Annotated in this window: 15 protein-coding genes and 1 pseudogene; 15 read left to right on the forward strand and 1 reads right to left on the reverse strand. The window is 46.6% G+C overall.

What is annotated here, in order from left to right; all coding sequences use genetic code 11:
- Positions 1–3: 3 nt before the first annotated feature.
- The 14 genes from rpmF to HLM86_RS01770 all read left to right on the forward strand — a co-directional run bounded on the left by rpmF (position 4) and on the right by HLM86_RS01770 (position 12,469).
- Positions 4–174 (forward strand): 50S ribosomal protein L32, encoded by a 171-nt coding sequence (gene rpmF, locus HLM86_RS01705; RefSeq protein WP_006959289.1) that lies wholly within the window; start codon positions 4–6, stop codon positions 172–174.
- A 9-nt stretch (positions 175–183) separates the two neighbouring features.
- Complete coding sequence (plsX, locus tag HLM86_RS01710) at positions 184–1,206, forward strand: phosphate acyltransferase PlsX (RefSeq protein ID WP_076585236.1); 1,023 nt, start codon at positions 184–186, stop codon at positions 1,204–1,206.
- A gap of 8 nt (positions 1,207–1,214) precedes the next feature.
- Complete coding sequence (locus HLM86_RS01715; RefSeq protein ID WP_076585234.1) at positions 1,215–2,165, forward strand: beta-ketoacyl-ACP synthase III; 951 nt, start codon at positions 1,215–1,217, stop codon at positions 2,163–2,165.
- 77 nt (positions 2,166–2,242) lie between these two features.
- Entirely contained in the window at positions 2,243–3,178 is a 936-nt protein-coding gene (gene fabD / locus HLM86_RS01720) for an ACP S-malonyltransferase (protein ID WP_170882111.1), read from the forward strand.
- Positions 3,179–3,194: 16 nt separating this feature from the next.
- A complete protein-coding gene (gene fabG / locus HLM86_RS01725; RefSeq protein ID WP_076585971.1) occupies positions 3,195–3,929 on the forward strand; it encodes a 3-oxoacyl-ACP reductase FabG in 735 nt (244 codons plus the stop codon).
- 235 nt (positions 3,930–4,164) lie between these two features.
- Positions 4,165–4,398 (forward strand): acyl carrier protein, encoded by a 234-nt coding sequence (acpP, locus tag HLM86_RS01730; protein WP_076585229.1) that lies wholly within the window; start codon positions 4,165–4,167, stop codon positions 4,396–4,398.
- A 91-nt stretch (positions 4,399–4,489) separates the two neighbouring features.
- Entirely contained in the window at positions 4,490–5,734 is a 1,245-nt protein-coding gene (fabF, locus tag HLM86_RS01735; protein WP_076585227.1) for a beta-ketoacyl-ACP synthase II, read from the forward strand.
- A 75-nt stretch (positions 5,735–5,809) separates the two neighbouring features.
- Positions 5,810–6,613, forward strand: a complete 804-nt coding sequence (gene pabC, locus HLM86_RS01740; protein ID WP_170882110.1) for an aminodeoxychorismate lyase — start codon at positions 5,810–5,812, stop codon at positions 6,611–6,613.
- Positions 6,610–7,626: an endolytic transglycosylase MltG gene (gene mltG / locus HLM86_RS01745; RefSeq protein WP_076585222.1), complete on the forward strand. Its 1,017-nt coding sequence runs from the start codon at positions 6,610–6,612 to the stop codon at positions 7,624–7,626. The genes pabC and mltG overlap by 4 nt, the downstream gene beginning before the upstream one ends.
- On the forward strand, positions 7,623–8,252 hold the full coding sequence (gene tmk / locus HLM86_RS01750) for a dTMP kinase (protein WP_076585220.1): 630 nt from the start codon (positions 7,623–7,625) through the stop codon (positions 8,250–8,252). Before mltG ends, tmk begins: the two co-directional genes overlap by 4 nt.
- Positions 8,253–8,254: 2 nt before the next feature.
- Positions 8,255–9,217 (forward strand): DNA polymerase III subunit delta', encoded by a 963-nt coding sequence (holB, locus tag HLM86_RS01755; RefSeq protein ID WP_076585217.1) that lies wholly within the window; start codon positions 8,255–8,257, stop codon positions 9,215–9,217.
- A complete protein-coding gene (locus tag HLM86_RS01760; RefSeq protein ID WP_076585215.1) occupies positions 9,208–9,975 on the forward strand; it encodes a TatD family hydrolase in 768 nt (255 codons plus the stop codon). The genes holB and HLM86_RS01760 overlap by 10 nt, the downstream gene beginning before the upstream one ends.
- 446 nt (positions 9,976–10,421) lie before the next feature.
- Positions 10,422–12,032 (forward strand): PTS transporter subunit EIIC, encoded by a 1,611-nt coding sequence (locus HLM86_RS01765; protein ID WP_076585213.1) that lies wholly within the window; start codon positions 10,422–10,424, stop codon positions 12,030–12,032.
- Positions 12,032–12,469 (forward strand): hypothetical protein, encoded by a 438-nt coding sequence (locus HLM86_RS01770; protein ID WP_076585211.1) that lies wholly within the window; start codon positions 12,032–12,034, stop codon positions 12,467–12,469. Before HLM86_RS01765 ends, HLM86_RS01770 begins: the two co-directional genes overlap by 1 nt.
- 128 nt (positions 12,470–12,597) lie before the next feature.
- Here the strand turns inward: HLM86_RS01770 and HLM86_RS01775 are convergent.
- Positions 12,598–13,202: pseudogene (locus HLM86_RS01775) on the reverse strand (IS3 family transposase).
- Between the two features lie 36 nt (positions 13,203–13,238).
- On the opposite strand from HLM86_RS01775, the gene HLM86_RS01780 reads away from it, so the two are divergent.
- On the forward strand, positions 13,239–13,553 hold the full coding sequence (locus HLM86_RS01780) for a P-loop NTPase family protein (protein ID WP_076585209.1): 315 nt from the start codon (positions 13,239–13,241) through the stop codon (positions 13,551–13,553).
- Positions 13,554–13,690: the final 137 nt, after the last annotated feature.

A 13,690-nucleotide genomic window follows, 5' to 3' on the forward strand; every position in this document is an offset into this window, starting at 1 on the left:
GTCATGGCCGTACAAAAGAGCAAAAAGTCACGTTCTAAGCGTGGTATGCGTCGTTCACACGATGCCCTATCTACAGCTGCACTTTCTGTAGACGCAACTTCAGGTGAAACTCACCTGCGTCACAACGTAACTGCTGAAGGTTACTACCGTGGCAAAAAGGTCATCAACAAGTAAGGTTGACCTTTGCAAACGATTACCGTTGCAGTTGATGCAATGGGCGGGGACCGTGGTCCTCGCGTCACAGTGCCTGCCGTCGTGCAGGCACTGTCGCATTTCCCTGAACTGAACGTGATCCTCACAGGTGATCAAACTGCGATCACCACTCAGCTTCTTTCCCTCGGTCATCAACCCGATGAGCGACTGTGCATTGTACACACTGATAAAGTCATTTTAGATTCCGACAAACCGTCAATGGCGCTGCGTCATGGTCAAGGAACCTCTATGGGCGCTATTATTGATGCAGTGGCCCAAGGTCAGGCTGATGCCTGTGTCAGTGGGGGGAATACGGGAGCGCTGATGGCGCTCTCTTTGGTGAGGTTGAAGTTGCTTCCCGGAATCACTAGACCAGCATTAGTCACGGCTCTGCCGACCGCGGAAGGCGGACGTACTTGGATGTTAGATTTAGGGGCGAACGTTTCCAGTGATGCCCAGTCGTTATTCCAATTTGCTCTCATGGGCAGCGCACTGGCGGAACAATATCTTGATCGTGCCCCGAGAGTGGCCCTTTTGAATATTGGTGCGGAAGCGAGCAAAGGCAATGAGGTCATTAAAGGCTGCGCTGACATACTTTCCCAGACAGATTCGCTGAATTTTGTGGGTTATGTCGAAGGAAATCAGATTTTACACGATGCAGCAGATGTAGTGGTTTGTGACGGTTTTGTCGGTAATGTGTGCTTAAAAGCTTGCGAAGGCACCGCACAGTTATTCATTAAAAAATTGAAATCAAGCATGATGACCTCATCTATAAAGGGTTGGCTCGCAAGAAAATTGTTTTCTGGGCTGTTTAATGAGCTAAAAACACTGAACCCCGACCAGTATAATGGCGCAAGTTTGCTAGGATTGCGCGGCATTGTCATAAAAAGTCACGGAAGTGCGGATGTAGACGCCGTCACTAATGCCATTGGTGAGGCACTGCATGAGGTCAAACGACAAGTACCCAGCCGTATAAGCGATCGTTTGCAAGCGGTTTTACTCGAGAGGCATTGATAGTCTTCATGTATAGCAAAATTTTAGGTACTGGCAGCTACCTGCCATCAAAGGTGCGTACCAACGCAGATTTAGAAAAAATGGTAGACACAAGTGATGAGTGGATAGTGACTCGCACTGGGATCAAAGAGCGTCGCATCGCAGCCGAAAATGAAACTGTCGCGGATATGGGCTACCTTGCTGCAAAAAACGCCATTGAAATGGCGGGCATTGAGAACAGTGAAATTGATCTGATTATTGTTGCAACGACTAGCAGCAGCCATACGTTCCCATCATCGGCTTGTCAGATCCAAGCTAAACTCGATATTCGAGGGTGTCCGGCATTTGATATCGGAGCGGCCTGCTCTGGTTTTGTTTACGCGTTATCTGTTGCTGACCAGCACATCAAAACGGGCATGTGTAAAAATGTATTAGTTGTGGGCGCTGATACCCTGTCGAAAACGTGTGATCCAACCGATCGCTCGACGATTATTTTATTCGGCGATGGCGCAGGCGCCGTCGTTGTTGGTGCGAGTAAAGAGCCGGGTATTTTGTCCACTCACCTTTACTCGGATGGCCGCTTTGGTGATTTGCTCAGTCTTGAAGTCCCTGAACGTGGCAAAGATGCTGACAAATGGCTGCATATGGCCGGCAATGAAGTCTTCAAAGTGGCGGTCACTCAGTTGTCCAAACTAGTCAAAGATACGCTGGCAGCGAATAATATGCATAAGTCGGAACTCGACTGGTTGGTGCCACATCAAGCCAACTACCGCATTATCTCTGCAACGGCGAAAAAGTTATCGATGTCGTTAGACCAAGTCGTTCTTACTCTAGATAGGCATGGTAACACTTCAGCCGCCACGGTTCCGACTGCGCTGGATGAAGCCGTGCGGGATGGCAGAATTAAGCGTGGTCAGACACTATTGCTAGAAGCGTTTGGCGGCGGCTTTACTTGGGGCTCGGCTCTGGTTAAGTTTTAAATCTAATATTGAGCTTCAAATATTAAGATACCTACCTAGGTATCTTTCATTTTCAACTTTGTTTTAAGGACAAGAGAATGAGCAATTTTGCGATCGTATTTCCTGGTCAGGGCTCACAAGCTATCGGTATGCTTGCGGAACTTGGCGAACAATATGAATCAGTAAAACAAACATTTGACCAAGCGTCAGAGGTACTAGGCTATGACCTATGGGCCTTGATACAAAACGGTCCTGCGGAGGACCTAAATCAGACATTTCGTACTCAGCCAGCGTTACTGGCGGCGTCCGTGGCGATTTGGCGCGTATGGCAAGATCTCGGCTTAGAGCAACCTTCTCACTTGGCAGGCCACAGTCTTGGCGAATATTCGGCACTCGTCTGCGCGGGTGTGATTGATTTTCAGCAAGCGATTAAACTGGTTGAATTGCGCGGTCAGCTAATGCAAGAAGCAGTTCCGGCAGGCACGGGGGCGATGTATGCCATTATTGGTCTTGATGATCAAGCGATTGCTCAAGCTTGTGAGATGGCGGCTCAGGGGGAGGTGGTCTCACCTGTTAACTTTAATTCACCTGGTCAGGTGGTGATCGCGGGCAGTAAGGAAGCGGTTGAACGAGCCGGTGCTCTCTGTAAAGAAGCAGGAGCTAAGCGTGCGCTTCCTTTACCTGTCTCTGTCCCGTCACACTGTGCATTGATGAAGCCTGCTGCGGATAAGCTGGCGATTGCTTTGCAGGATATAGAGTTTAATATGCCTGCGTTGCCCGTTATTAATAACGTTGATGTCATGCCTGAAATCGATCCAGCCAAAATAAAAAGCGCCTTGGTTCGACAGCTTCATAGTCCAGTTCGCTGGACAGAAACGGTTCAGTTGATGAATGAGCAAGGTGTGGAAAGATTGTTTGAATTGGGCCCTGGTAAAGTATTGACTGGCCTGACTAAGCGTATTGTTAAAACACTCAGCGGCGCGGCAGTCAACGATACTGCCTCACTAGATGCCGCTAAGTCATTGACGAGTTAGAGGAATAGATAAGATGATGAATCTAGAAGGTAAGATTGCCTTAGTCACAGGTGCTAGCCGCGGTATTGGACGCGCGATCGCCGAGCTTTTAGTCGAGCGTGGCGCCACTGTTATCGGTACCGCAACCTCAGAAGGCGGGGCGTCGGCCATCAGTGACTATTTGGGTACGAATGGTCAGGGCATGGCTTTAAACGTGACGGATATCGAATCAATTGAAGCAACTCTGAAAAACATTAACGATCAGTTTGGTGCAATCGATATTCTGGTGAACAATGCAGGTATTACTCGTGATAATCTGCTGATGCGCATGAAAGATGATGAGTGGAACGATATTATCGATACCAATTTGACGCCTATCTTTAGAATGTCTAAAGCCGTGTTGCGCGGCATGATGAAAAAGCGCGCAGGTCGCATCATCAACGTGGGCTCTGTGGTGGGCACCATGGGTAATGCTGGGCAAACTAACTACGCCGCAGCGAAAGCTGGTGTGATTGGTTTCACAAAATCTATGGCTCGTGAAGTCGCGTCTCGAGGTGTGACAGTTAACACAGTTGCTCCTGGTTTTATTGAGACAGATATGACTAAGGCCCTGAATGACGAGCAGCGAGCGGCCACATTAGCGAACGTGCCGTCCGGTCGTCTGGGCGATCCACGTGAAATTGCAGCGGCTGTTGCGTTCCTCGCTTCTCCCGAAGCGGCGTACATTACTGGTGAAACTCTCCATGTAAATGGTGGCATGTATATGGTTTAATGCCTATGTTTGAACGATTCGGTTTATTTGCTGTCACAGAAATAGCCTATAGTTGATGACGACCAGTATTGATGTGCGCAAGATTTGTGCATGATATAAGTGCAAAATGTATTGAATTTCGGTTAAAATCGCGAAAATTGTGGTTTGACCAGCAAGGACCCCCTTGCAACTTTCAGTAGTTCGAATAAACTACGGAACCATCGCATTGAGCGAAATCTGTAAAGGAAAAGAAAAAATGAGCAACATCGAAGAACGCGTAAAGAAAATCATTGTTGAACAGCTAGGTGTAGACGAAGCAGAAGTTAAAAACGAAGCTTCTTTCGTTGACGATCTAGGTGCTGATTCTCTAGACACTGTTGAACTAGTAATGGCTCTAGAAGAAGAATTTGACACTGAGATTCCAGATGAAGAAGCTGAGAAGATCACTACTGTTCAAGCTGCTATCGATTACGTGAACAGCGCGAAGTAATGTCTTTCCCAGGCGGCCTTCCGGCCGCCTGTGTTCTTTTTAACACTTCTATACCTTTCATAGAATCACTTCAATCCCGGAGAATAAAATCGTGTCCAAGCGTCGTGTTGTTGTCACTGGCATGGGTATGTTGTCACCGGTAGGCAACACTGTTCAATCATCCTGGAATGCCCTGCTAGACGGTCAAAGTGGTATCGTAGATATCGAGCACTTTGATACTGAAAACTTCTCAACTCGCTTTGCAGGCCTAGTCAAAGATTTTGACTGCACTGAATACATGACTAAAAAAGAAGCACGTAAAATGGATTTGTTTATCCAATACGGCGTTGCAGCAGGTATTCAAGCTTTAGATGACTCTGGCTTACAAATTAACGAAGAAAATGCGCCACGTGTTGGTGTTGCCATCGGATCAGGCATTGGTGGATTAGATCTTATTGAATCTGGTCACACGGCATTGGTCGAAAAAGGCCCTCGCAAGGTCAGTCCTTTCTTCGTTCCGTCAACCATAGTGAATATGGTGGCAGGAAACTTATCTATTATGCGTGGTCTGCGTGGTCCTAATATCGCAATATCGACGGCGTGTACAACGGGTTTACATAACATTGGTCATGCAGCACGCATGATTGCCTACGGCGATGCAGATGCGATGGTCGCTGGCGGTGCTGAAAAAGCATCCACACCGCTTGGTATGGCAGGGTTTGGTGCAGCTAAAGCGCTATCGACTCGCAATGATGAACCGCAAAAAGCCTCGCGTCCTTGGGATAAAGACAGAGATGGCTTTGTTCTCGGCGATGGTGCAGGTATTATTGTACTTGAAGAATACGAGCAAGCTAAAGCCCGTGGCGCTAAGATCTATGCTGAGCTGGTCGGTTTTGGCATGTCTGGAGACGCGTATCATATGACCTCTCCGAGTGAAGATGGCTCTGGTGGCGCGTTAGCGATGGAAGCGGCGATGCGCGATGCTGGGATCACGGGCACTCAGGTTGGCTATGTTAATGCCCATGGAACTTCAACGCCAGCAGGTGATGTTGCCGAAGTGAAAGGTATCCGGCGCGCTTTGGGTGAAGAGGGGACTAAGCAAGTCAAAGTTTCTTCAACGAAGTCGATGACGGGGCACCTGCTTGGTGCGGCTGGCTCGGTTGAAGCGATCATTACCATTATGTCGCTGATTGACCAGAGAGTGCCACCGACGATCAATCTCGATAATCGTGACGAAGACCTCGGTGATATCGACCTTGTACCACACACATCTCAACTTATTGATTCAGAATACGCTATCTGCAACTCATTTGGTTTTGGTGGTACCAACGGTTCTTTGGTTTTCAAAAGAATCTAAAGAGTCGCTGATCGATTTGTGATAAAACGGCTTAATGCATTGGCATTAAGCCGTTTTTTATTTGGAGCTATTATTATGCACTGGGTTAATGGACAGCTCACAGATTCCATCTCTCTGACAGATCGCTCGTTTCAGTATGGCGATGGTGGCTTTACGACTATGCGGGTTGAAAGCGGGGTTATTCAGCATTGGGATAAACACCGGTTACGTATGGAGTCTTGCTTACAGGCTCTCGACATTAGATTACCTGATTGGCAGATTATCGAGACTTGGCTTGAGTCGGCGATCATTGATGCGCCAGTATCTGGATTAAAGCTCCATGTCAGCCGTGGGGTTGGCGGGCGCGGATATAGCCCTACTCAAGTGACCTTACCCAATGTTACTATTAGTGCCTTCCAATACCCCGATCATTATGCTCAGTGGCAGAAACAGGGCATGGTGTTGGGTGTGTGTGACAAGCGTCTCGGCATCAATCCGATGTTGGCAGGCCATAAACACAATAATCGTCTTGAGCAAGTGTTGCTGAAAGCAGAAATGGACAAAGCTGGTTTCATGGATGGGCTTTCTCTCGATGTGGATGGGCATGTAATTGAAACTACGATGGCGAATGTGTTTTGGCTCAAAGCTGATCAGGTTTATACGCCAGAGCTTAAACGATCTGGTGTTTCAGGGGTTATGCGTCGGGTCGTTATTGATATACTCTCAGAGTCCGGATATGACGTAGCCTCTGGCAACTATACACTTGATCATGTCAAACGCGCAGATGAGGTGTTTATTTCAAATTCTATTTTGGGCGTTGCGCCGATAACGCGTATTGGCGGGCGCAGCTTTCCAATAGGGACGACAACAAAATCAATTCAGGAGAGAGTCAATCCGTGATTAAGAAAGTCACTTTTTTTCTGGCATTTATCGCCTTGGTACTTGCGGTCGGATATGGGTACGTTACTCGTACTATCGATCAATATATTGCTCAACCTTTGCAGCTTGAACAACAAGAAATCTATACCCTTGAGTCTGGTATGAGCTTTCATCATCTGCTTGCTGACTTGACGCAAAAACAGTTGATTGAAGCTAATAGTTTGTCTAAGTTAGTCGGGTATTTTTATCCTCAGCTGACGCAAGTCAAAGCAGGGACGTATTTACTGACGCCAGAGCTGAACTTAAATCAAACATTAGCCCTGTTTAAAACGGGTAAAGAGCATCAGTTTGCGATCACGTTCGTGGAGGGTTCGACGTTCGCTGAATGGCGTGAAGCATTGCAAAACTCTCCGTATCTTGAGCACACAATTGACGGGATGAGCGAGCAAAAAATTGCCAAAAATCTTGGGCTTGAGTACGACAGACTGGAAGGATTGTTTCTGGCGGAGACCTACCACTATACGATGGGGACATCTGATCTTGATATTCTTGCTCGCGCCGCCAAGAAGCTAAAGAACATCATTGATGAGCAATGGCAGCAACGCCAAGACAACCTGCCGTTAAAAAACCATTATGACGCCCTGATCCTTGCTTCCATCATAGAAAAAGAAACCGCCGTTGAGACTGAGCGGAGCCGAATTTCTTCAGTATTTGTTAATCGACTCAATAAGCGAATGCGTTTGCAGACCGACCCCACTGTTATTTATGGGATGGGTGAGGAATATGACGGTAATATTCGTAAAAAAGATCTCCGTACCCCAACACCCTACAATACTTATGTGATTTTTGGTCTGCCTCCCACTCCTATTGCAATGCCAGGGGAGGCATCTATTGTCGCGGCTTTGAATCCAGAACAAAGTCGTTATCTCTACTTTGTTGCCAGTGGTACAGGTGGACACGTTTTTTCCAAGTCGCTGAATGAGCATAACCGCGCAGTGCGCGCCTATCTAAAAAAATTAAGAAGTAGCCAATGACAAACGCCAAATTTATCGTTATCGAGGGCCTAGAAGGGGCCGGTAAAAGTACCGCGATTAACACGGTGCTAGAGACGCTTCAGCAGGCAGGTATTTGTGATATACAACAGACTCGTGAGCCCGGTGGTACAGGGCTTGCCGAGCAGTTACGTGTTTTGGTAAAACAAGATCACCCCGATGAAGATCTCCAAGATATGACCGAGCTTCTGTTGATGTACGCCGCCCGAGTTCAACTGGTCGAAAATATAATTAAGCCCGCTCTCAATGACGGTCGCTGGGTGGTGGGTGATCGTCACGATATGTCCTCTCAGGCCTATCAGGGAGGGGGGCGCCAAATCGCTCAGCATACAATGGAAACCCTCAAGCAAACGACGCTGGGAGATTTCACGCCGGACTTGACGATCTACTTAGATATTGATCCGCGTATCGGGCTTGAGCGAGCCCGTGGACGCGGTGATCTGGATCGGATTGAAAAAATGGATATTGGTTTTTTCGAGCGTACGCGTACTCGTTATCTAGCACTCGCGCAAGCCGATCACCGTGTGGTGGTGATTGATGCTGAGCAAAGTATAGAGAGTGTGGCTCACGATATCAGACAGGCATTGAACCTATGGCTGGAAATCTAACCATGGACAGACTTTATCCTTGGTTAGAGCACCTGTGGCAGGAGTGGCAACTCGGTCTGGATTCAGAGCGCTTTTCCAATTCGGCCTTGCTTTGCGCCGATGAGGGTTTGGGCGCTGAGCAGTTAGTTGAGCGCTTCAGCCGTGCGGTGATGTGCCGTAACTACACCAGTGAAGCGTGTGGATTTTGCCATAGCTGCCAATTGATGTTATCCCACACACACCCTGATTTTCACAGAATTGAACCTGAAAAAGTGGGTAAGGCGATCACGGTTGAGCAAATTCGACAATGCAATCGCTTGGCCCAAGAGTCCTCACAGCTATCGGGGGTGAGACTGTTTGTGATTGAACCGGCTGAATCGATGAATGAGTCTGCGGCGAATGCCCTACTGAAAACACTCGAAGAGCCGGCCCAAACTTGTATGTTTCTATTGGTGAGTCATCGGCCTCATCAACTTTTGCCAACCATCACAAGCCGGTGCCAACAGTGGCATGTTGCGTCACCGAGTGCCGAGGCGTTAACGGTGTGGCTCAATGGTCAGACAGGCTCATCCATACCCGCTTATGTCGCTCATATTCACAATAATGCGCCGGTCAAAACTCAGCAATTTTTTGATGCAGGCAGTATGGAAAAATATCATCAAATAGAATCTGAGATGCTCGCCGTCGCCGCTCAGAAGGGGAATTATGCTGCGTTTGCCAAGCAATTGGCCGGTGAGCCGACCGAGTATCTTAAATGGCTGTGGTATCTCATGACGGATGCGCAAAAAGTCCATTTTGGTATTGAGCAGTCTTTCTCTACCCCTCGTGCAAAGGAGCTTGCCGCAAAGTTAAGCTATGATGTACTCTATCAGCAGAGTGAACGCTTGAGCCGTCTAATAGAACAGTTAACGGAGCATTCAGGCTTAAACACTGAGCTTCTCATCTTAGATTGGTTAATAAAATTTGACGAGGAAACATGTTTGTAGACTCACATTGCCATTTGGATAAATTGGATTATCAAAACTTGCATTCGGGCATTCAAGACGTGGTTGCTAAAGCACAATCGGTCAATGTTAGTGAGCTGCTGTCTGTTGGAGTGACACTTGATGCGTTTCCCGCTATGGTGAAAATGATCGAGCCCTTTGACAACATTCATGCCTCCTGCGGCGTTCACCCGTTAGATGTTGAAAGTGAATTTGCGTTAGATCGCTTACACGAGTACGCCTCACACCCGAAAGTGGTCGCCATCGGTGAAACCGGATTGGATTACCATTACAAACCCGAGACAGCGGAGCTACAAAAGCTAAGGTTCGTTCAGCAAGTGGAATTGGCCGTTAAGCTGAACAAACCACTGATCATTCACACACGTCATGCTCGACAAGATACATTGAGTATTTTGCGCAGCGGTGGAGCGGATAAGTGTGGTGGGGTGATCCACTGTTTTACCGAGGACTTGCCTTTTGCCCAAGCGGCGATGGAACTCGGGTTTTATATTTCCATTTCTGGGATAGTGACCTTCAAGCAAGCGACCGAGCTGAAACAAGTCGTCAAAGCGTTGCCGTTAGACCGATTGCTGATAGAAACAGACTCGCCTTACCTTGCACCGGTTCCCTACCGAGGTCAGCAAAACCAGCCCGCTTATGTTGTTGAGGTTGCTGCGTACATCGCTCAACTTAAAGGTCTGTCGATCAGTGAAATTGGCCAAGAAACAACGAAAAACTACCGAGATCTTTTTTTTAGATGAAAAAATAGTTTTGGATAAAAAAGGGGCTTTGGCCTTTTTTTTTGGCTTATTGGTCATGTGATACGCTGGGTTATGGTCGGGGTAGTGGCTTTATTGACCGATAGTGATGAAATTTCCAATTGAATAAATTTGTTACGTAAAATAACAATCCCATTTAATTTATTTACCCTTCAAAATTAATTGGCATCAATGATAACTTCTTAAGTATCATAGGTATATATTGAGTTTTGTGTTTAAATTTGCCGGTTTTGGATTGTGATCTAGCTAGTAGTTTGCAACTAAATCCTTTAACCAGCTAGAAAGTTTGTTCACCATCAATATATATTTAGAGCCGGAAAATATAATGACAGATGTGGTTACATTTTCTTCGGGTGCTAACCTTTAGGCTACGGGGGTGTGCCGTTAGTACCCAACAATTCTTATAATTTAATCAGGAGCATAAATGTATGAAAGGTTTCTTTAGTAAACTTTCTCAAGCCATTATGTTACCCATAGCATTGTTGCCTGCTGCGGGTATCATGTTGGGTATTGGTGGCAGTTTTACAAACCCAACGATGATCGAAGCATACGATATTGGTATGCTTCAGGACGGAAGTGTATTAAATAGCTTTCTTCAGGTAATGACGGCGGCAGGCGGTATCGTTTTTGCCAACTTACCCGTAATGTTTGCTTTGGCGATAGCGGTGGGCTTCGCAAGAGCTGAGAAAGGTGCAGCCGCATTAGCCGCATTAATTTCTTATTTGGTTATGAACGTTGCGATCGCAAAAACATTGATTGTGGCAAATATGATCAATTTGGACACCAATACGGTTGTCCTAATGGGCAGTGAATACCCAGGGGTATTGGCAGACATCCTAGGGATTTCTAATACCTTAAGCATGGGTGTATTTGGTGGCCTGATTGCCGGTGCGATTACCGTTGTTTTACATAACAAGTACCACGACGTCAAACTGCCAGATTATTTGGGTTTCTTCGGTGGAGCACGTTTTGTTCCTATCATTAGTGCCTTTGCTGCTTTGTTTTACGGTATCGTGCTGACCTTTATCTGGCCATTTTTTGGTGCAGCATTTGGCGCGATTGGTGAAGCTCTTGGTCAAATGACAGCGGGCGGCCACGGCTACATTGCCTCTCTTATTTTTGGTGTTATTGAACGTTCTCTTATTCCTGTTGGCCTGCACCATGTCTTCTATCTCCCTCTGTGGCAGACAGAGATTGGTGGTACAGCGGAAGTTGCGGGTGAATTGATCAAAGGTACTCAGAATATATTCTTTGCTTCATTGGCAACTGGCGATTTCTCGCAGTTTACATCGACAAACTTTATGACTGGTAAGTTCCCATTCATGATGTTTGGTTTACCAGCGGCTGCTTACGCCATGTACTCATTGGCGGATGACAAGAATAAAAAAGCGGCAGGTGGTTTGTTATTTTCTGTTGCTTTGACTGCGTTCCTAACGGGTATTACAGAGCCGATTGAATTTACATTCTTGTTCTTATCTCCTGCTCTTTATTATGCGATACATGTGCCGTTAGCAGGTTTGTCGTTCATGCTTATGGATATGCTTAACGTTAAAGTGGGCATGACATTTAGTGGCGGCTTTATTGACTTTACTTTGTTCGGTATGCTTCCTGGCCTGACTGGTGCGGAAAACAACTGGTTCTATATCCCGCTAGTGGGTATTGCTTATGCGTTCATTTACTTCTTTGTGTTCCGTTGGTACATCCTGAAATTCGATGTTAAGACACCTGGCCGTAAAGGCAGTGCTGTGGCTGTGGTATCGAAGCAAGATTACCACGCGTCTAAGGATGATAATAACGAACAAGCACAGCAGATGATTGAAGCGCTTGGCGGTGCAGACAACATTGTTGACGTAGACGCTTGTATCACTCGTCTACGGATCACCGTCAAAGATGGTAACCAAGTTAAAGGTAATGATTACTGGACGGGTGAGCTGGGTGCGAAAGGCTTAGTTAAAGTAGGCGATAGCGGCATTCAGGCTATATATGGTGCAGAAGCTGCCGGTTACAAAGCGCAAATCAATGCTTTATTAGGTAAGTGATGAGTGTTAGTGAGAAGTTTCGTAGAACAGGTGCGTTTTTGGTTGATCTATTAATCGCCAAAATGTTTACTCAGGTGATTGTGTCTGTTCTGGCCTTTTTCACTTATGACGTCATGAACACAATGGAACAGAAGTTTTCGTTGAATGATGACGTCGCTTTGCCACTGATTTTAGCTTTGATCGTGTTCTTAATGCTGTCTTATATTGGTGTTTACTTATCGTATTGCTCGATATGTTATCGCCTCATTGGACGGTCTTTGGCCAAATATATGTTAGCGGTACCTGAGTATACGACCTCTGATACCCCTTGCCTGAGCCAATACTTAAGGAAAGAGGCGCGTAAGGTTGTGCTTACCTTTGCATCCCTTGGACTTTACCCGGTTTATTCGGGGTTGCAACTGTACGTCTACAATAAACCACCTTGGCATCAAGCTTAATCAATCACTGTTTCTCATCAAGCCGGTAACTGAGTTTGCTGGCTTGATGAGTTTTCAAGACAGATATGCTTGTGGTAAGTCGTGAACTTATCTCGACATGATCTGCTCCAGCAAGACAGGGCACCACATTAAGCGACATTTTGTTGTTCAAAGTTAACTGGGCTTAGATACCCAAGAGCCCTGTGCGGTCTTGTCCGATCACAATCAACCCCTATGTACTCAAACATCGTTTGGCGCATCTGGTCTCTCGTCACTATCGGCTCATATTGGGTCGCTTCAACTTTTATCTTATGCTTGCTGTCCGTCGTACACTTGAATTTGCGTGCGGCTTTCGCAACTAATCCCTGACGTTTCATACTCGCGGCAATGGTTTTTACATTATGGCTATCACCGTTTTCCGCCAGCTCTTTCTGGGTACGCCTTGCACCATCTCGGCCTTTACTGTGGTCAAAAGCCTCTTTTGAACTTTGTATCAAGTTCTTGGTGAGTAGCCTCGCGCTGGATGGTCTTGTGGCGAGGCTCAAGCCAGTAATAAAACCCTACTTCGGTATACCCCAAAAACCTTAGCCATGCGGGCGACGCTGAAGCATAGCAGGTGCCTTTCTGTAGATCTGGGATTCGTCGTAACCCGAGCGGTCTGGCTGCCACAGCAACTCCCACTTTATCTGCTAGCTTTAGGGCTTTTGCATTAAATTCAAGGGGAATGTTTAATTCCAGTTTTTGTCGTTGTCATTGTTCACCTCGTTAGTGATTGTACTCACTGAACTCGGTGTTCAAAACTGCTGGGGCGGATCATTCGGAATACAGCCATTCAGCAGACATTATACAGCTGCGATGGACTACCACTCTCTGGTCGGAGATATGGGTAACGTATTTTCCGGAGGACAGCGACAAAGACTTTATTTGCCAAGTGCTTTGCCTTGATGAGTCGACTCGTCATCTAGATGGTGCGACGATACAACGTGTTGACGGTAATATTTCTGGCCTTTCTATGACGAGAATTATGTTTGCTCATCGAGAGGAGACGATGCAAATGGCCGATAGAGTCATAGATTTTTCCCAACTGAACACTCAGTCAGTGTGAGTGGGTATACCGTTGTGGCTTAGGAACTGTCTCAATCCTTACCGAGTTTGACTTGGGACTGACATCTGGGAAAGGCGCTTGATTATGATCTTACGCCGTTTAAAGATTGCAGAGATGAGTCATGACAAAGAGAGTAT

The organism is Vibrio ostreicida (assembly GCF_013074385.2).
In the GTDB taxonomy this organism is placed as follows: domain Bacteria; phylum Pseudomonadota; class Gammaproteobacteria; order Enterobacterales; family Vibrionaceae; genus Vibrio; species Vibrio ostreicida.

What these genes read in the sequence shown, in the direction of transcription:
- rpmF (WP_006959289.1), top strand. Translation starts at nt 4, where the DNA reads ATGGCCGTACAAAAGAGCAAAAAGTCACGTTCTAAGCGTGGTATGCGT.
- HLM86_RS01715 (WP_076585234.1), top strand. Translation starts at nt 1,215, where the DNA reads ATGTATAGCAAAATTTTAGGTACTGGCAGCTACCTGCCATCAAAGGTG.
- fabD (WP_170882111.1), top strand. Translation starts at nt 2,243, where the DNA reads ATGAGCAATTTTGCGATCGTATTTCCTGGTCAGGGCTCACAAGCTATC.
- fabG (WP_076585971.1), top strand. Translation starts at nt 3,195, where the DNA reads ATGAATCTAGAAGGTAAGATTGCCTTAGTCACAGGTGCTAGCCGCGGT.
- acpP (WP_076585229.1), top strand. Translation starts at nt 4,165, where the DNA reads ATGAGCAACATCGAAGAACGCGTAAAGAAAATCATTGTTGAACAGCTA.
- pabC (WP_170882110.1), top strand. Translation starts at nt 5,810, where the DNA reads ATGCACTGGGTTAATGGACAGCTCACAGATTCCATCTCTCTGACAGAT.
- tmk (WP_076585220.1), top strand. Translation starts at nt 7,623, where the DNA reads ATGACAAACGCCAAATTTATCGTTATCGAGGGCCTAGAAGGGGCCGGT.
- holB (WP_076585217.1), top strand. Translation starts at nt 8,255, where the DNA reads ATGGACAGACTTTATCCTTGGTTAGAGCACCTGTGGCAGGAGTGGCAA.
- HLM86_RS01760 (WP_076585215.1), top strand. Translation starts at nt 9,208, where the DNA reads ATGTTTGTAGACTCACATTGCCATTTGGATAAATTGGATTATCAAAAC.
- HLM86_RS01765 (WP_076585213.1), top strand. Translation starts at nt 10,422, where the DNA reads ATGAAAGGTTTCTTTAGTAAACTTTCTCAAGCCATTATGTTACCCATA.
- HLM86_RS01770 (WP_076585211.1), top strand. Translation starts at nt 12,032, where the DNA reads ATGAGTGTTAGTGAGAAGTTTCGTAGAACAGGTGCGTTTTTGGTTGAT.